Here is a 15,433-nt window from a genome sequence, read left to right as displayed (position 1 = left end):
ACCGATCTCAGAGCGACGCTATGACCCGGTCCGCCAGGATGTACACGTTCTCCTCGCCGCACGCGAACGTCAGCGTGTAGGCGCCGGAGATCCCGGACCCGCCCAGCAGGTACGGCGTCTCGCCCGCGGTCAGCGCCGCGGCCAGCCGCTCCGCCGTCTCCCGGTGCCCCGGCGTCATGCACAGGGTCGTGCCGTCGGCGAAGACGTAGACGTCCAGGGTGCCCAGCGGCCCCGGCCGCACGTCGGAGAGTTCGACCCGGGACTCGGCCAGCTGCTCCAGCGTCGCGACCGTGCGCTCGTGGTCGTTCACCACCGGCGACTGCACGGGGACGAAGTCCGGATGGGACGGGTGGCGGCGGCGGGCCGCGGCCAGCTCCGGCGAATCCGCGGCGGTGCCTCCGGCGAAGTCGTCGGCCTCCGACGTCTGCTCGGTGACCGGCTCCAGGCCCGCGAAGTCGCTGTGCCGGGGCAGGAACGGCTCGCCGTCCGCCAGGCCCAGCAACGAGGGGGTGTCGGAGGCGTCACGCGCCTCCTGCGCGGCCCAGAAGGCCCGCGCCTCGGCCAGCTCCCGCTCCCGCTCCTCGGCCAGCGCCTCCGCCACGGCGGCCCGTATCTGCTCGGCGTCCGCGTGACTGCGCGCGGCCGGCAGCAGCGCGCGCATCGCGGCGGCCTGGTTCTGGGCAAGCTGGGTGTGCAGCTCGGCGACCTGACGGCGCAGCTTCATCACGGTGCGCAGGACGGCGACGCCCACGGCGCCCGTGGCGGCCGTGGTGAGCAGCAAGGCGATCGGCATGGCGCTCACTGACGTACTCCCGGTTCAAAGTCGACCCCCGACTTCCTACATCAGCTTGAAGGGTGGACTATCAAGCTGTCAGTGCGTAACGTCACGAAACGGACAGGGCTTTGACCCGCGTACAGGGCTGGACAACGGCGCTGACCTGCGGCGAATCCCCCCGAAGGGAGATAGGTCACATCCTGGGGGAGATTGGATCACAAATCGGCCCGGTGTTCGGGGTTTTCTCGAACACCGGGCCGTGGCGTCACGGTAGGTCCCGTGACGGTTACTCAGGGGCTCAGCTGAGGCGCTCGATCACCATCGCCATGCCCTGGCCGCCGCCGACGCACATCGTCTCCAGGCCGAACTGCTTGTCGTGGAACTGGAGGGAGTTGATGAGCGTGCCGGTGATCCGGGCACCGGTCATGCCGAAGGGGTGGCCGACGGCGATGGCGCCGCCGTTCACGTTCAGCTTCTCCAGCGGGATGTCCAGGTCGCGGTAGGAGGGGATCACCTGGGCGGCGAACGCCTCGTTGATCTCGAACAGGTCGATGTCGCCGACGGTCAGGCCGGCGCGGCCGAGGGCCTGCTTGGAGGCCTCCACCGGGCCGAGGCCCATGATCTCGGGGGAGAGGCCGGTGACGCCGGTCGACACGATCCGGGCGAGCGGGGTGAGGCCGAGCTCGCGGGCTTTGGTGTCGGACATGATGATCACCGCGGCCGCGCCGTCGTTCAGCGGGCAGCAGTTCCCGGCCGTGACCAGGCCGTCGGGGCGGAAGACCGGCTTCAGTCCGGCCACGCCCTCCATGGTGACGCCGGCGCGCGGGCCGTCGTCCTTGCTGACCACCGTGCCGTCGGGGAGGGTGACCGGCGTGATCTCCCGCTCCCAGAAGCCGTTCTTGATGGCTTCCTCGGCGAGGTTCTGGGAGCGGACGCCGAACTCGTCCATGTCCTGACGGGTGACGCCCTTGACCCGGGCCAGGTTCTCGGCGGTCTGGCCCATCGCGATGTACGGGTCGGGGACCAGGCCGTCCTCGCGCGGGTCGTGCCAGGTGGAACCGGTGGACGCGGCGGTGGCGGCGGTACGGGCCTGGGCCTCGGCGAATATCGGGTTCGTGGTGTCCGGGAGACCGTCCGAGCTGCCCTTGACGAACCGGGAGACCGTCTCGACACCGGCCGAGATGAACACGTCGCCCTCGCCGGCCTTGATGGCGTGCAGCGCCATGCGGCTGGTCTGGAGGGACGAGGAGCAGTACCGGGTGATCGTGCAGCCGGGAAGGTGGTCCATGCCCATCTGCACGGCGACGATCCGGCCGAGGTTGTAGCCCTGCTCGCCACCGGGCAGGCCGCAGCCGAGCATCAGGTCGTCGATGTCCCGGGGGTCCAGCTCGGGGACCTTGGCGAGGGCGGCCTGGATGATCGTCGCGGTGAGGTCGTCGGGCCGCAGGTCCTTCAGGGAGCCCTTGACGGCACGGCCGATCGGGGAGCGGGCGGTCGAGACGATGACGGCTTCGGGCATCACGGCTCCAATGGGTTGGCAGGGGTGCTTGGGAAGTTACCCGTACGTACGTCATCGGTCACGGGTGCCGACGTGTGACACTGACCGCACTTTCTAAGCGCTTGCTTGGTCGGCGCGCGGCCCGTACGGAACACCGCGGACCGGCGACCGGCCACGACGGTGCCGCACCCGACGACCCGCCGTCCGACCCGCCGCACGGGCCGCCCTGGTCTACTCGGACGTCCGCGCCCGCGACCTCGCCTCCCGGGACGCCGGGTCGGCGGGCGGCGCGGACGGCTCGACCTGGTGGCGCCGGCGGCGCTTCAGCAGGGCCCACGGGCCGCGCGGCCCGGTCGGCATCGCCGCCGTGACCTCCGTGCCGGCCTCGGCCGCGGCCTCCGCCGCCGCACGGGCCACCGGCAGGAAGCCCTCGCGGCGGGTGACGTCGGGGCGCTCCTCGTCCGCCGGCCACAGGCCGAGGGCCGCGCAGACGGTGGGGAGCACCGCCATCGCGGCCGTGGCGTAGCCCTCCGCCGAGGGGTGGTAGTTGTCGGGTCCGAACAGCTCGCGCGGGTTGGCCGCGAACTCGGGGCCCAGCAGGTCGCCCAGCGACACCGTCCGGCCGCCCTGCTCGACCGCGCCGATCGTCTGGGCGGCGGCCAGCTGGCGGGACGCGCGCCGGGCGAGCCAGCGCAGCGGCTGCCGTACCGGCTCGATCGTGCCCAGGTCGGGACAGGTGCCGACGACCACCTCCGCGCCCGCCGTGCGCAGCCGGCGGACCGCCGCCGAGAGATGGCGCACGGAGCGGGTCGGCGGCATCCGGCGGGTGACGTCGTTGGCGCCGATCATGATCACGCAGACGTCGGGCGGCGGCGAGGCCGACCCCAGCACGAGGGCCACCTGGCGGTCCAGGTCGTCGGACTGGGCCCCGGGCAGCGCCACGTTGGCGAACTCGACCGGCCGTTCGGCGACCGCCGCGAGACCGGACGCCAGCAGCGCGCCCGGCGTCTGCGCGGCCCGGTGCACGCCCTGCCCGGCCGCCGTGGAGTCACCGAGCATCACCAGGCGCAGCGGAGGCTCTTCGGTGCCGTAGGCGTCGCCGTAGCGGCCGTCCGCCACCGGGACCCGGCCGCCGCCGGTGCCGTTGCCCACCGCCGTCCGGGCCATTCGCACCTCGGCCAGCACCAGGCCCACGGCGGCCGCGCCGACCAGCCCCACCCCGCCTCCGCCGTACGCCGCCCCGGCCGCGATCCGCCGGGCCACGCGCGCCCTCGACATGCTCGACATACGTCGCCGCCACCTCCTCGTTGCCGCTCATCCACTCCTTGCCCCGTACAGCCCGTGCGTCAATCTCAACGGGGAGTGAACCTCCGGAGCGGGCCTTAGGCTGGCCGCACCACCAGGACCACTTCTTTTGAAAGCAACCGGAGACAACGGTGCGATTCCACGACTCGATGATCAGCCTCGTCGGCAACACCCCGCTGCTGAGGCTCAACAGCGTCACCCAGGGCATCCAGGCCACCGTGCTCGCCAAGGTCGAGTACTTCAACCCGGGCGGTTCCGTGAAGGACCGCATCGCGCTGCGGATGATCGAGGCCGCCGAGAAGAGCGGAGAGCTCCGGCCCGGCGGCACCATCGTGGAGCCGACCAGCGGAAACACCGGGGTGGGGCTGGCCATCGTGGCCCAGCAGAAGGGGTACAAGTGCATCTTCGTGTGCCCCGACAAGGTCAGCACCGACAAGATCAACGTGCTGCGGGCGTACGGCGCCGAGGTCGTCGTCTGCCCCACCGCCGTCGACCCGGAGCACCCGGACTCGTACTACAACGTCTCCGACCGGCTCGTCCGGGAGACCCCCGGCGCCTGGAAGCCGGACCAGTACTCCAACCCGAACAACCCGCTGTCGCACTATCACTCCACCGGCCCCGAGCTGTGGGAGCAGACGGAGGGGAAGATCACCCACTTCGTGGCGGGCGTGGGCACCGGCGGCACCATCTCCGGCACCGGCCGCTACCTGAAGGACGCCAGTGAGGGCCGGGTGCAGGTCATCGGCGCCGACCCGGAGGGCTCCGTCTACTCCGGCGGCTCGGGCCGCCCGTACCTCGTGGAGGGCGTCGGCGAGGACTTCTGGCCCACCGCCTACGACCGGACCGTCGCCGACGAGATCGTCGCGGTGTCCGACAAGGACTCCTTCCAGATGACCCGGCGGCTGGCCAAGGAGGAGGGCCTGCTGGTCGGCGGCTCCTGCGGCATGGCCGTCGTCGCGGCGCTGCGGGTCGCCGAGCGCCTCGGCCCGGACGACGTGGTCGTCGTCCTCCTGCCGGACAGCGGCCGCGGCTACCTCAGCAAGATCTTCAACGACGAGTGGATGGCCGACTACGGCTTCCTGGAGGACGAGAGCTCCAGCGCCCGCGTCGCCGACGTGCTCAGCGACAAGGCCGGCGGCTCCATTCCGTCCCTCGTCCACATGCACCCGGAGGAGACCGTCGGGGAGGCCATCGAGGTGCTGCGCGAGTACGGCGTCTCGCAGATGCCGGTCGTCAAGCCGGGCGCCGGGCACCCGGACGTGATGGCCGCCGAGGTCGTCGGCTCGGTCGTCGAACGCGAGCTGCTCGACGCGCTGTTCAGCAAGCGGGCCTCCCTGGAGGACCCGCTGGAGAAGCACATGAGCGGGCCGCTGCCGCAGGTCGGCTCCGGCGAGCCGGTCGGCGACCTGATGACGGTGCTGGGCGCGGCGGACGCGGCGATCGTGCTCGTCGAGGGCAAGCCCAAGGGCGTCATCAGCCGGCAGGACCTGCTGGCGTTTCTCGCCAAGGGCGGCAAGCACTGACGAACGTCCGGTGAACCGGCCGTGACGCGGGGGAACGTGCCGCCCTGTGTCCGAGCGGTGGACTTCGCGGAAGTGGTACGAGCGTGTCACGTCCGCGCAGCACACGCTTAACACGGCTCCGGCACATTGGTGGATGTCGGCAGGGCGGGAGCGGCTCCCCGCCCCGGCCGGCACCGAACGTCCAAGGACCTCCGGAGCGGCTCCCGGACCTCCATGGACGCCCGGACGTGCAAGCCCGGCCCTGACCCGGCTCGCGTCCCTCGCGGGGACCGCCGTCGTCCCGCCCCCCGGCAACGGGGGTGCGGCGGTCCCCGCGCACCACTCTCCCCGCCCACCGGACCCGGCTCCGGCCGCGCGGACGCTCCGGGTGTCAGAGAGCGTCGCGGTCGTCCCGGTCGCGGCGGCCGAACATGCCGGGGTTCAGGCGTACGGCCTGGGCCACGTTGATGCCGACGATGCCCGCCCAGGCGGCCACCAGGCCCGGCAGGTGCGCGATGCCGCCGCCGATCGCCGACAGCGGGACCGCCAGCACCAGCGACACGATCCCGAAGCCGAAGCGCTCGCCCCAGGAGTCGCTCGCCCGGGTGCTGCGCGCGCCCCTGGCCTGCTGCATCTGCTGTTCGGCCAGGGTCCTGCGCAGCCGGCGTTCGACCGCGCCGTCGATGCGCTGGTCGATCTTCTCCAGGAAGGAGTCGGCCAGCTCCGGCTCGTACTCGGGCCCCAGCTCCCTGCGGGTGTGCAGGATGGCGTCGAGGTCCTTCTTCAGATCGGTGTCACGGGCGTCCGTCATGGAGCCCACGCTAGGGCGCCCCGCGGGCCCGGCGCACTGGGGCAGGCCCCCGGAACCGTCCGGGGGACCGCCCTCACGGCAGCAGCGCCACCAGCCCGCTGTCCAGGTCGAACCGGGCCGCCACCACCGAGGCTCCCGCGAACGCGGGGTCCGCGCGGATCGCGTCCCGAACCCACGCCGTGTGCGCCCGCATGGTGTGTTCGGCCCAGTCGCCGGGCAGCGCCCTGGTGCGGCGGGCGGCCGGGGAGATCTCCTCGACGAGGAGTTCCAGGTGGCCGGGGACGGCCGCGCCGGTGCGCAGCCTGCCGAGGGTGGCGGCGACCGCCCCGCAGCGCTCGTGGCCGAGCACCACGACCAGCGGGACCCGCAGCTCCTCCACGGCGTACTGGAGGGAACCGAGCACGGCCTCGTCCAGCACCTGTCCGGCCGTCCTTATGCACAGCAGGTCGCCGAGACCCTGGTCGAAGACCAGCTCGGGGACGACCCGGGAGTCGATGCAGCCGAGGACGGCGGCGAACGGGTGCTGGCCGCCTGCCAGCACCCGGCGCCGGCCGACGACGTCCTGCGGGCGGCGCGGCCGGCCGACCGCGTACCGCCGGTTGCCGGCGAGGAGTTCGTCCAGGGCGGCACTGGCGGTGGCGGGCGCCGGAGCGGGCGGGCGGCCGGTGCCGGCCGTCGCCTGGGCGGGGACGACGGCCAGCGCGCCGGCTGCGCTCGCGGTGGCGCTCGCGGTGACGGTCAGAAAGGCCCTGCGGTTCGAGGCCATGACGCTTCCTCAGAGTTCACAGAGGTCGGGTGCGGTGCTGTTGGCACGTCATCACCGTAAGCACACGCACCGTCACTCCGCGTGTCTGTTTGCGGACATTTGGCACTTCCGTCAGCGGCTCATCGATCACGCGATACGGCTTCGTGATCAGACCAGCCCGTGCTGCTGGGCGTACGCGTCCGCCACGTCCTCCGGGTCCTTCTTGTCGTTGTCGACCTGGCTGTTCAGCTCGGTGAGCTGTTCGGTGGTGAGGAGGTTGCCGAGCCGGGCGAGCGCCTTGCGGACCGTGGCGTCGGCCTTGCGGTCGGCGATCAGCGGGACGATGTGCTGGCTGGGGACCAGGTTCTTCGGGTCGCTCAGCACCACCCAGCCGTTGGCGGTGATGTCGGTGTCGGTGGTGAACAGGTTCGCCACGTCCACGTCGCCCTTCTTCAGGGCGCCCTTGACCAGCGGCCCGTCCGAGTCCAGCGACTTGAACTCCTTGAATCGGGCGCCGTACACCTCCTGCAGCCCGACCGCGCCCACCCGGCGCTTCTTCACCTCGGGCGCGGCGCCGATGACCAGCCTGCCGTTCTGCTTCGCCAGGTCGGCCAGCGAGGCCAGGCCGTACTTCTGCGCGGTCGCCCGGGTGACGACGAAGCAGTCGGAGTCGGCGGCCTGCCCGTACGGCAGCACCTGGAGACCGGCGGGCAGGGCCATCGCCAGCGCGTTCTGCATGGTGCCCGGGTCCGCCGAGGTGTCCTTCGGGGCCAGGTAGTTGAGGAGGGCGCCCTGGTACTCGGGCAGCAGGTCGATGTCGCCGGCCTTGAGCGCGGGGATCACGATCTCCCGGGTGCCGAGATTGGGACGGACCTTCACCTGCACGCCGGCGGCCTTGAGGGCGGCGGCGTAGAGGTAGCCGAGCACCTGGTTCTCGGTGAAGTTGGCGGTGCCGATGGTGATCCCGCCCTTGCTGGACCCGCCGCCCGCGGCCGAGCCGCTGCTCTCGTTCAGGGAGGTGATGCCGCTGGAGCAGGCGGCGAGGGCGGGGACGGATCCGGCGGCGAGCAGGCCACCGAGGAGGGTACGACGGTTCATCTTCTGGTCCCTAGGCAGTGCGGTGGCGGAAGAGGAAGCGCTGGAGGCCGCTCAGCAGCAGGTCCAGGGCGATGGCGACGACCGCGACGAGCACCGCGCCGCCGAGCACCTGGACCAGGTCGCGCTGGGCGAGTCCGTCGAAGACGTAGCGGCCGAGGCCGCCGAAGGAGACGTAGGCGGCGACGGTCGCGGTGGCGACGACCTGGATGAGCGCCAGGCGCAGGCCGGTCATGATCAGCGGCAGCGCCAGCGGCAGTTCGACCTGGCGGAGGACCTGATGGCCGCGCATGCCCTGGCCGCGGGCGGCGTCGCGGACGTCCGGGTCGACGGCCGTCATCCCGGCGTAGGTGTTGGTGACGATGGCCGGCACGGCGAGGGCGACCAGCGCCACGTACACCGGGAGCATCGACAGGCCGCCGGCCAGGAAGACCAGCACGACCAGGCCGACGGTGGGCAGGGCGCGGCCGAAGGACGCCAGGTTGATGGCGACGAACGCGCCCTTGCCGGTGTGGCCGATGAGCAGGCCGACCGGGAGGCCGATCGCGGCGGCGATCAGGGTCGCGAGCAGCGAGTACTGGAGGTGCTCGGCGAGCCGGTGGCCGATGCCGTCCGGGCCGGCCCACTGGGAGCCGCTGGTCAGCCAGGTGCCGAGGTTCTTGAACAGCTCGTACATCTCAGGCTCGCCTCCTGCGCCACGGGGTGAGGACGTACTGGAGGGCCACCAGCAGGGCGTCGGCGACCACGGCGAGCAGGATGGTGAGCACCACGCCCGCGATCACCGGGGTCGGGAAGTCGCGCTGGAAGCCGTCGGTGAAGAGCTGGCCGAGGCCGCCGTCGCCGATGTACGTGGCGACGCTCACCAGCGAGATGGACATGACCGTGGCGATCCGGACGCCGGCCATGATCACCGGGAGGGCCAGCGGAAGCTCGACCGTGAGGAGGGTGCGCAGCGGGCGGGTGCCCATCGCCTTGGCCGCCTCCTTGGTCTTCGCGGGCACCGAGTCCAGCCCCTCGACGGTGTTCCGCAACAGCACCACCAGGGTGTAGACGGTCAGGCCGATGACCGTGGTGGTGCGGGTCAGGCCGCTGACCGGCAGCAGCAGGACGAAGATCGCGATCGAGGGGATCGTGAAGAGCACGTTGGACAGGCCGAGCAGGAGGCCGCGCAGCGCGCGGACCCGGTGGGCGAGGACCGCGAGCGGGAGCGAGATCAGCAGGCCGAGGAGGACCGCGGTCATCGCCGCCTGGAGGTGGGAGAGCGTCAGGCTGGTGAGGTCGTCGGTGTGGCCGCCTATCCACGACCAGTCGATGGTCATGCCGCCACCGCCCGGGCCTCGGTGTGCGCCCGGCCGGCGTGCGCGTGGATGTCGTCGCGGGAGGAGACGCCGGTGAGGACGCCGGCCGCGTCGACCCGGGCTATCAGGCCGGTGGGGGCGGCGAGGGACTCGTCGAGCGCGGCCAGCAGGGAGTCGCCGTCCCCGAGCGGCCGCAGCGGGAGTTCGGTGTCGCCGGACACCCAGTGCAGGGGCCTGCCCGCCGGGTCGAGCGCCAGGGTCCAGTCGCCCTGGGGCGCCGGGCCCTGCGGGACGTCGGCGAGGGTCTTGAGGGACAGCAGTTTCAGTCCCCGTTCCGCGCCCAGGAAGTCGGCGACGAAGTCGTCGGCCGGGCGCGCCAGCAGTTCGGCGGGCGGGGCGCACTGGACCAGGTGGCCGCCGGTGCGGAACACCGCGATCCGGTCACCGAGCCGGACCGCCTCGTCGATGTCGTGCGTGACGAAGACGATGGTCTTGCTCAACTCCTTCTGGAGCCGGAGGAGTTCGTCCTGGAGCTGGGTGCGGACCACCGGGTCGACCGCGCCGAACGGCTCGTCCATCAGCAGGACCGGCGGGTCGGCGGCGAGCGCGCGGGCCACGCCGACGCGCTGCTGCTGGCCGCCGGAGAGCTGGTGCGGGTACCGCTTGCCGGAGTCGGCGGCGAGGCCGACGGTCTCCAGGAGTTCGGCGGCGCGGGCGCGGGCCTTCCTCCGGTTCCAGCCGAGCAGCAGCGGGACGGTGGCGATGTTGTCGAGCACCGTGCGGTGCGGGAAGAGTCCGGCCTGCTGGATGACGTACCCGATGGAGCGGCGCAGTTCGGCCGCGTCCTGTTCGAGGACGTCCTTGCCGCCGACCCGGATGGTGCCGGAGGTCGGGTCGACCATGCGGTTGATCATCCGCAGGGTGGTGGTCTTGCCGCAGCCGGAGGAGCCGACCAGGACGGTCACACCGCCCTCCGGCATGTCCAGGGAGAGATCATTGACTGCTGTCGTGCCGTTGGGGAAGCGCTTGTGGACCGCGTCGAACTGGATCATGAGATGTCCCTTGCCCGGCTGTATAACGTCATGCAGAGTTCTTCCTAGGTGAATAGCTTGTCAACGGTCTGGCGTTAATCCGAGGTAACGGATGACCGCAACGCAAGACCGGCTGTCCGGATTGAGGGGAGTGTGGGCGTGTTGTCGTCTCGTATCGTGGACGCATCCGGAGTCGAACATTCCGGCCTGGTGATCCTCGACGGCATCGGAATGGGCGTCGAGGACGTCGTACGGCTCGCCGACGGCGCCGCCCGGCCGGTCCCCGGCACGGACGGCATGCGCCGCGCGGAGGAGTCGTGGAACGCCGCCCGCCAGATCGCCGCCACCGGCCGCGTCTACGGCCGTTCGACCGGCGTCGGCGCCAACCGGAACGAGGACGTGCCCACCGAGGCGGCCGCCGGGCACGGACTGCGGCTGCTGCGCAGCCACGCCGGCGCCATAGGCGAGGAACTGCCCGCCCGGCAGGTCCGCGCCATGCTCGCCGTCCGCGCCAACCAGCTGCTCGCCGGCGGCGCGGGCCTGCGCCCGAGCGTCGTCAGCGCCCTGTGCGAGGCACTGGAGTCGGGAGCGCACCCGGTCGTCAACGAGTTCGGTTCGGTCGGCACCGGAGACATCGCCGCGCTCGCCCAGGTCGGCCTGGCGCTGGCCGGGGAACACCCGTGGCGAGGCGAGAAGCCGCCCGCCCCCCAGCCCCTCGACAACAACGACGCCCTCGCCCTGATCAGCAGCAACGCCCTCACCCTCGGCCAGTCGGCGCTCGCCCTGCACGAACTGCGCGGCCTCGTCGAGGCCACCCAGGTGGTGGCCGCCCTGTCCCTGCTCGCCGTCGACGGCTCCCACGAGGCCTACGCGGCGCCCGTGCACGCCGCCCGCCCGCACCGCGGCAGCATGGCCGTCGCCCGCCGGATGCGGGAGCTGATCGGCGCCGCCGACCGGCCCACCCCGCCGCTCGGCCGGATCCAGGACCCGTACGGCTTCCGCTGCCTGCCGCAGATACACGGCCCCGCGCTCGACGCCGCCGACGCCCTGGAACAGGTCCTGGCCGTCGAGATCAACGCGGCCGCCGAGAACCCCCTCATCTCCGCCGAGGACCTGGCCGCCTACCACCACGGCGGCTTCTACCAGGCCCAGCTCGCCCTCGCCCTGGACCACTTCCGGCTCGCCGTCACCCAGGTCGCACGCCTGTCCACCTCCCGGCTCTCCTCCCTCAACGAACCGGCCTTCACCCGCCTGCGCCCCTTCCTCGCCGACCAGGAGGCCGCCTCCTCCGGCGTGATGATCCTGGAGTACGCCGCCGGCGCCGCCCTCGGCGATCTGCGCGCCTTCTCCGCGCCCGCCTCCCTCGGGCACGCTGTACTCTCCCGAGGCGTCGAGGAGCAGGCCAGTTTCGCCTCGCTCGCCGCCCGTCAAACGCTGCGCGCCTGTCGTGCGTACCGTCTGGTGGTCGGCTGCGAACTCGTCGCCGCCGTACGGGCGCTGCGCCAGCGCGAGCTCCGGCCCGAACCCGGGCTGGGGGTGGGGCTGGCGCTGGAGCTCGCCGAAGCGGTCCTGGAGGCGGACCCGGCCGACCGGCCGCTCACGGACGACGTCACGGCGGCGGCCGGACTGCTCGACCGGTTCACGGACATCTGGAGGGGGAGCACGTCATGAACGTGACCGACAGCCCTGCGACACGGTTGCAGGCGCTCTTCGAGGGGCACCGGCTCACGCCGACCCAGCGGCGCATCGCGCACAGCATGGTGCGGCGCGCCGCCGACGTGCCCTTCCTGTCCAGCGTGGAGCTGGCCGAACTGGCCGGTGTCAGCCAGCCGTCCGTGACCCGGTTCGCCGTCGCCCTCGGCTTCGACGGCTACCCGGCGCTGCGCAAGCACCTGCGCGAGGTGGTGCCCGCCGAACAGGCCGCGGGCAACGGGTCGTACAACGAGTACCAGCAGGCCGTCGAGGCCGAGATCGAGAACCTGCGGCACCTCGCCGACGTGCTCGCCGACCCGCGCCCGGTGCAGCAGGCCGGCCGGGTGCTGGCCGCCTCCCGGCCGCTGCCGGTGCTCGGCCTGCGCGCCGCCGCCTCGCAGGCCTACGGCTTCGCCTACTTCGCCGCCAAGGTGCACCCGGACGTCCGGCTGTTCGACGAGGGCGGCACGATGATCCACGACCGCATCGACGCGGCCCTGCGGGCCGGCGCCACGGCGCTGCTGTGCTTCGCGCTGCCCCGGCATCCCCGCGAGGTCGTGGACACCCTCGGTTACGCGAAGGCCGCCGGGCTGACCGTGGTGACCGTCGCCGACTCCGCCTTCGCGCCCGTGGCCAAGCACTCCGACCTGCTGCTGCCGGCCGCCGTCGGCACCGGGCTCGCCTTCGACACGGCGTGCGCGCCGATGCTGCTGGGCCGGGTGCTGCTGGAGGCGATGGCCGACGAACTGCCGGACGCGCAGGCCCGCCTGGAGGAGTTCGACGCGCGGGCGGCGGCCCGGGGACTCTTCGTCGAATAGCCCGCCGCGCCGGAACGGTCCGCACGGGCGGGCCGCCGCTCTCAGACTCGTCTCACGTTCTGTGGTTAGCGTCCCGCCGTACCCACAGGACCGGCGAGGAGGCTGCGGACATGGCACGTGCGGAACGAGGAACGCGAGGCGGGCAGGGCCTGGCCAGGGTGGCCGTGGTCGTACGGGCCGGGGCCGCCCCGCTGTGGTGGGCCGGAGTGTTCGCGGCCGGCATCGGCGTCCTGCCCGAGGGCGTCACCGGACGCCGGATCGGCGTGCTGGCCGGGGCCGCGCTGTTCGTGGTCGGCGCGGCCGTCGTGGCGCTCACCCGCCGCGGCCGGTACACCGCGCTGCTGCGCGGCGCCGCCCGGGCCGGGAAGCACGATGTGCTCCAGGACCGGGCGGTGACCGTGCGGAACTGGCGCCGAGGGCACCGCTGGTGGCTGCTGGCGGCCTGGGCCGTCGCGCTCGGCAGCGCCTTCGCGATGCCGGCCGCCGGCGGCATGCTGCTCGCCGGGACCGGTACCGGGCTGTGGCTGAAGGCGGCCTGGCTGGGCCGCCGCGAGCGGGACGGCGAGCAGCTGGTGTGGCTGCGCGTCGACTGGCTCGACGGGCGTGGCGGCGGCCCGGTGGGCAGGGCCGTCAAGGCGTACCGCGCTACCGGCGTCGCGGCGGGCGACGCGGCCCCGGGCGGGACCCGCCGCCGCACCGCGGCTCTGGTCTGAGTCCGGGGTCCGGAGGTCAGACCTCCAGGTCCGCCTCGATCCTCTTCAGCTGGTGCCTGGCCATCGCCAGGTTGGACCGGTTGATGTCCAGCACCAGGTAGAGGAAGAGGCCGTTGCCGCCCCGGCCCTTGAGCAGCCGGATCAGGTGGTACTGCGAGGAGAGCGTGATCAGGATGTCCTCGATCTCGCCCTTGAGCCCCAGGTGCTCCATGGTCCGCATCTTGGCGCGGATCACGTCCGTGTTGCCGGCGGCGGCCACGTTCAGGTCGAAGGTCTTGCTCCCGCCCATCGTGCCCAGCGCCATGCCGGTGGTGTAGTCGACGAGCGCGACGCCGGTGGCGCCCTCGATGGAGGTGAGGGCTTCCTTCAGCGCGGTTTCGGTGTTGGCCATGACTCTCTGTTTCCTTTCAACTGTCGGTTGTGGTGCGCGCGTCGGTGGTGGTGGTGCTGGTCCGTGCCGTACGCGTGTTTCGGGTTCGTGTGGTCGCGGTGGGGCGGGCCGGGCGCAGGGCCAGGGCGGCGGCCTCGGCGGCGTCCACCAGGTCGCCGATCCGGGCCGCGGCCCGGCGGCCCTCCAGGTGGAGCCGGCCGACGTTCACCCGGTCCTCGGCGAGCAGGGTGAGGACGGCGCTGCGGCCCGCGGCGTAGGTGGCGACGTAGCCGTCCTCGCCGCGCACCAGCAGTTCCTTGAGTTCGCCCTTGCCGGTGGCGTCGGAGACGCGTACGGCGACGCCCAGTTCGGCGGCGGTGAGGGCGGCGAGGCCCTCCGGGTCGACGCCCGGGCAGTCGTGCGCGACGACCAGGCCGTCCACGCCGGCCGCGAGGGCGCCGGTGAGCTGGGGCATCCGGGTGCGTAACCGGCGCAGTTCGTCGAGGACGGCCTCTCTGCCGGAGCTGCCGGGTTCTGCCGCCATCAGCTGTCTCCTCTCGGCGGGGCGGTGCCGTTCAAAGGGCCTCCAGCGCATCCCTGAGCCTCTTCAGCAGCGCGATGTCGGGATCGGTGACCGGCGGGAGCAGGGGCGGGGCGGCCGTGGTGCTCCTCGGGGCGAGGAGTCCGGCCGCCGCCAGCCGCCGGGTGTCCACCAGCGTGTGGAAGGCCGGCCTGCCGAGCTGCCGGGCGATCTCCGGGGCCGTGCGGACGCCGTCCACCCGGTTCAGGACCGCCCGCTGGCGCTGGGTGACCGGCGGCGCGGCGACCGGGTCGGCGCGCGCCAGCGGGGCGCCGTCCGTCGACGGGTCGGGCCAGATGCGGTGCAGCAGGTCGCGGCGGCGCCGGGTCTCGTGCTCGAGGGCGCTGACGGGGACCGCCGGCAACGGGCTCGCGGTGACCGGGGCGCCGTAGCGGAACCGGCCCGGGGTGCTGCTGGGCGCGAGCGCGAAGAACGCGGCGTCGTAGAGGGCGCCGAGGCGGCAGAGTTCCAGCGCGCCCCTCGGCAGCAGTCCGGCGTCGAGCAGCCGGTGCGCGGCGGCGGGTATGTCCTCGGTCCAGGGCCAGACCGCCGCGTCCAGCGTGCCGTGGGCCGTGAGGAGCACGTCGAGGCCCGGGGCGAGGGGGCTCTCGGCGTGCACCACGCGGCCCTCGGTCAGCTGCAGGGTGCCGTGCTCGCGGACCAGGACACCGGTGGCTCTCTCCTCGGCGAGGCGTATCAGCATCGGCGAGAGCGCGCCGGCCGCACCGTCCTGCGGGACGGCCCGGTCCCGGATCGGCAGCGGCGGAGGTATGTCGACCACGGTCATCCCAGCACCAGCCGCTCGGCCATCTCGCCGAGCCGGATCCGGGCGAGGGCGAGATTGCCGTCCTCGCGGGCCAGCCACAGATGCAGGAACACCGTGGCGTCGAAGGACGTGACCACGAACCGCAGCAGGTGGTAGCTGTCCCGGTTGCTCACGATCAGGTCCTCCACCGGAGGACTCACCTCGGTGTCGTCCTCGGTGCTGAACGCTCCGTGCTCGGCGGCCAGCCGGGCCAGCTCGGCGGCCTCCGCCGCGGTGGTCTCGTGGTCACCGCCGGGTGCCTCCCCGACCGTGCCCAGGGCCAGTCCGCTCGTCCAGTCGACCAGGGCGGCTCCCCGGGCACCGGGCAGCCGCATCGCCTCGAGTAAGCACTCGTCGATTCCGGGCACCGTGGCTCCCCTCCCGCCGCCTGGCTT

The 15,433-nt window shown here is 72.8% G+C and carries 17 protein-coding genes; 4 read left to right on the top strand and 13 right to left on the bottom strand.

Annotation, left to right across the window (positions count from 1 at the left end; translation table 11 throughout):
• Positions 1-7 precede the first annotated feature (7 nt).
• From ACIRQ9_RS14870 to ACIRQ9_RS14860, 3 genes are all read right to left on the bottom strand, one after another.
• A complete protein-coding gene (locus ACIRQ9_RS14870; RefSeq protein WP_404171954.1) occupies positions 8-793 on the bottom strand; it encodes a hypothetical protein in 786 nt (261 codons plus the stop codon).
• 280 nt (positions 794-1,073) lie between these two features.
• Entirely contained in the window at positions 1,074-2,294 is a 1,221-nt protein-coding gene (locus ACIRQ9_RS14865; RefSeq protein ID WP_404171951.1) for an acetyl-CoA C-acetyltransferase, read from the bottom strand.
• A gap of 210 nt (positions 2,295-2,504) precedes the next feature.
• Positions 2,505-3,560 (bottom strand): SGNH/GDSL hydrolase family protein, encoded by a 1,056-nt coding sequence (locus ACIRQ9_RS14860; RefSeq protein ID WP_404171948.1) that lies wholly within the window; start codon positions 3,558-3,560, stop codon positions 2,505-2,507.
• Between the two features lie 149 nt (positions 3,561-3,709).
• On the opposite strand from ACIRQ9_RS14860, the gene ACIRQ9_RS14855 reads away from it, so the two are divergent.
• Positions 3,710-5,101 (top strand): cystathionine beta-synthase, encoded by a 1,392-nt coding sequence (locus ACIRQ9_RS14855; RefSeq protein WP_404171945.1) that lies wholly within the window; start codon positions 3,710-3,712, stop codon positions 5,099-5,101.
• A gap of 370 nt (positions 5,102-5,471) precedes the next feature.
• Here ACIRQ9_RS14855 and ACIRQ9_RS14850 read toward each other — a convergent pair whose 3' ends face one another.
• The 6 genes from ACIRQ9_RS14850 to ACIRQ9_RS14825 all read right to left on the bottom strand — a co-directional run bounded on the left by ACIRQ9_RS14850 (position 5,472) and on the right by ACIRQ9_RS14825 (position 10,081).
• Positions 5,472-5,891, bottom strand: coding sequence for a hypothetical protein (locus ACIRQ9_RS14850; RefSeq protein ID WP_404171942.1), 420 nt, complete (start codon positions 5,889-5,891; stop codon positions 5,472-5,474).
• A 73-nt stretch (positions 5,892-5,964) separates the two neighbouring features.
• Positions 5,965-6,657 carry a carbonic anhydrase gene (locus tag ACIRQ9_RS14845; protein WP_404171939.1) on the bottom strand — a complete coding sequence of 231 codons (693 nt, stop codon included), beginning with the start codon at positions 6,655-6,657 and terminating at the stop codon, positions 5,965-5,967.
• Positions 6,658-6,804: 147 nt separating this feature from the next.
• Positions 6,805-7,734: an ABC transporter substrate-binding protein gene (locus ACIRQ9_RS14840; RefSeq protein WP_404171936.1), complete on the bottom strand. Its 930-nt coding sequence runs from the start codon at positions 7,732-7,734 to the stop codon at positions 6,805-6,807.
• Between the two features lie 10 nt (positions 7,735-7,744).
• On the bottom strand, positions 7,745-8,407 hold the full coding sequence (locus ACIRQ9_RS14835) for an ABC transporter permease (RefSeq protein ID WP_404171933.1): 663 nt from the start codon (positions 8,405-8,407) through the stop codon (positions 7,745-7,747).
• 1 nt (position 8,408) lies between these two features.
• Positions 8,409-9,050: an ABC transporter permease gene (locus ACIRQ9_RS14830; protein ID WP_404171930.1), complete on the bottom strand. Its 642-nt coding sequence runs from the start codon at positions 9,048-9,050 to the stop codon at positions 8,409-8,411.
• Complete coding sequence (locus ACIRQ9_RS14825; RefSeq protein WP_404171927.1) at positions 9,047-10,081, bottom strand: ABC transporter ATP-binding protein; 1,035 nt, start codon at positions 10,079-10,081, stop codon at positions 9,047-9,049. The genes ACIRQ9_RS14830 and ACIRQ9_RS14825 overlap by 4 nt, the downstream gene beginning before the upstream one ends.
• A 141-nt stretch (positions 10,082-10,222) precedes the next feature.
• Between ACIRQ9_RS14825 and ACIRQ9_RS14820 the strand changes: the two genes are divergently transcribed.
• From ACIRQ9_RS14820 to ACIRQ9_RS14810, 3 genes are all read left to right on the top strand, one after another.
• The gene (locus ACIRQ9_RS14820; protein WP_404172457.1) at positions 10,223-11,731 is read left to right on the top strand and encodes an aromatic amino acid ammonia-lyase; all 1,509 of its coding nucleotides are present in this window, start codon (positions 10,223-10,225) and stop codon (positions 11,729-11,731) included.
• Positions 11,728-12,570, top strand: a complete 843-nt coding sequence (locus ACIRQ9_RS14815) for a MurR/RpiR family transcriptional regulator (RefSeq protein WP_404171924.1) — start codon at positions 11,728-11,730, stop codon at positions 12,568-12,570. Before ACIRQ9_RS14820 ends, ACIRQ9_RS14815 begins: the two co-directional genes overlap by 4 nt.
• Positions 12,571-12,680: 110 nt before the next feature.
• A complete protein-coding gene (locus tag ACIRQ9_RS14810; protein ID WP_404171921.1) occupies positions 12,681-13,283 on the top strand; it encodes a hypothetical protein in 603 nt (200 codons plus the stop codon).
• Positions 13,284-13,299: 16 nt separating this feature from the next.
• Here the strand turns inward: ACIRQ9_RS14810 and ACIRQ9_RS14805 are convergent, their stop codons facing one another.
• The 4 genes from ACIRQ9_RS14805 to ACIRQ9_RS14790 are packed head-to-tail and all read right to left on the bottom strand — an operon-like array spanning position 13,300 to position 15,406.
• Positions 13,300-13,674, bottom strand: coding sequence for a hypothetical protein (locus tag ACIRQ9_RS14805; RefSeq protein WP_351320838.1), 375 nt, complete (start codon positions 13,672-13,674; stop codon positions 13,300-13,302).
• A 16-nt stretch (positions 13,675-13,690) separates the two neighbouring features.
• Complete coding sequence (locus ACIRQ9_RS14800; protein ID WP_404171917.1) at positions 13,691-14,197, bottom strand: roadblock/LC7 domain-containing protein; 507 nt, start codon at positions 14,195-14,197, stop codon at positions 13,691-13,693.
• A 31-nt stretch (positions 14,198-14,228) separates the two neighbouring features.
• Entirely contained in the window at positions 14,229-15,020 is a 792-nt protein-coding gene (locus ACIRQ9_RS14795; RefSeq protein ID WP_404171914.1) for a transcriptional regulator, read from the bottom strand.
• Positions 15,017-15,406: a hypothetical protein gene (locus ACIRQ9_RS14790; RefSeq protein ID WP_089102296.1), complete on the bottom strand. Its 390-nt coding sequence runs from the start codon at positions 15,404-15,406 to the stop codon at positions 15,017-15,019. The genes ACIRQ9_RS14795 and ACIRQ9_RS14790 overlap by 4 nt, the downstream gene beginning before the upstream one ends.
• Positions 15,407-15,433: the final 27 nt, after the last annotated feature.

The organism is Streptomyces sp. NPDC101237 (genome assembly GCF_044767465.1).
Classification (GTDB): Bacteria; Actinomycetota; Actinomycetes; order Streptomycetales; family Streptomycetaceae; genus Streptomyces; species Streptomyces gramineus.
This window is presented reverse-complemented; position numbering and strand designations above follow the sequence as displayed.

Excerpts from the sequence above, each read along its gene's own strand:
- ACIRQ9_RS14845 (WP_404171939.1), bottom strand. The coding sequence starts at position 6,657 with ATGGCCTCGAACCGCAGGGCCTTTCTGACCGTCACCGCGAGCGCCACC.
- ACIRQ9_RS14840 (WP_404171936.1), bottom strand. The coding sequence starts at position 7,734 with ATGAACCGTCGTACCCTCCTCGGTGGCCTGCTCGCCGCCGGATCCGTC.
- ACIRQ9_RS14865 (WP_404171951.1), bottom strand. The coding sequence starts at position 2,294 with ATGCCCGAAGCCGTCATCGTCTCGACCGCCCGCTCCCCGATCGGCCGT.
- ACIRQ9_RS14825 (WP_404171927.1), bottom strand. The coding sequence starts at position 10,081 with ATGATCCAGTTCGACGCGGTCCACAAGCGCTTCCCCAACGGCACGACA.
- ACIRQ9_RS14870 (WP_404171954.1), bottom strand. The coding sequence starts at position 793 with ATGCCGATCGCCTTGCTGCTCACCACGGCCGCCACGGGCGCCGTGGGC.
- ACIRQ9_RS14805 (WP_351320838.1), bottom strand. The coding sequence starts at position 13,674 with ATGGCCAACACCGAAACCGCGCTGAAGGAAGCCCTCACCTCCATCGAG.
- ACIRQ9_RS14795 (WP_404171914.1), bottom strand. The coding sequence starts at position 15,020 with ATGACCGTGGTCGACATACCTCCGCCGCTGCCGATCCGGGACCGGGCC.
- ACIRQ9_RS14835 (WP_404171933.1), bottom strand. The coding sequence starts at position 8,407 with ATGTACGAGCTGTTCAAGAACCTCGGCACCTGGCTGACCAGCGGCTCC.
- ACIRQ9_RS14815 (WP_404171924.1), top strand. The coding sequence starts at position 11,728 with ATGAACGTGACCGACAGCCCTGCGACACGGTTGCAGGCGCTCTTCGAG.
- ACIRQ9_RS14860 (WP_404171948.1), bottom strand. The coding sequence starts at position 3,560 with ATGTCGAGCATGTCGAGGGCGCGCGTGGCCCGGCGGATCGCGGCCGGG.
- ACIRQ9_RS14850 (WP_404171942.1), bottom strand. The coding sequence starts at position 5,891 with ATGACGGACGCCCGTGACACCGATCTGAAGAAGGACCTCGACGCCATC.
- ACIRQ9_RS14800 (WP_404171917.1), bottom strand. The coding sequence starts at position 14,197 with ATGGCGGCAGAACCCGGCAGCTCCGGCAGAGAGGCCGTCCTCGACGAA.
- ACIRQ9_RS14810 (WP_404171921.1), top strand. The coding sequence starts at position 12,681 with ATGGCACGTGCGGAACGAGGAACGCGAGGCGGGCAGGGCCTGGCCAGG.
- ACIRQ9_RS14830 (WP_404171930.1), bottom strand. The coding sequence starts at position 9,050 with ATGACCATCGACTGGTCGTGGATAGGCGGCCACACCGACGACCTCACC.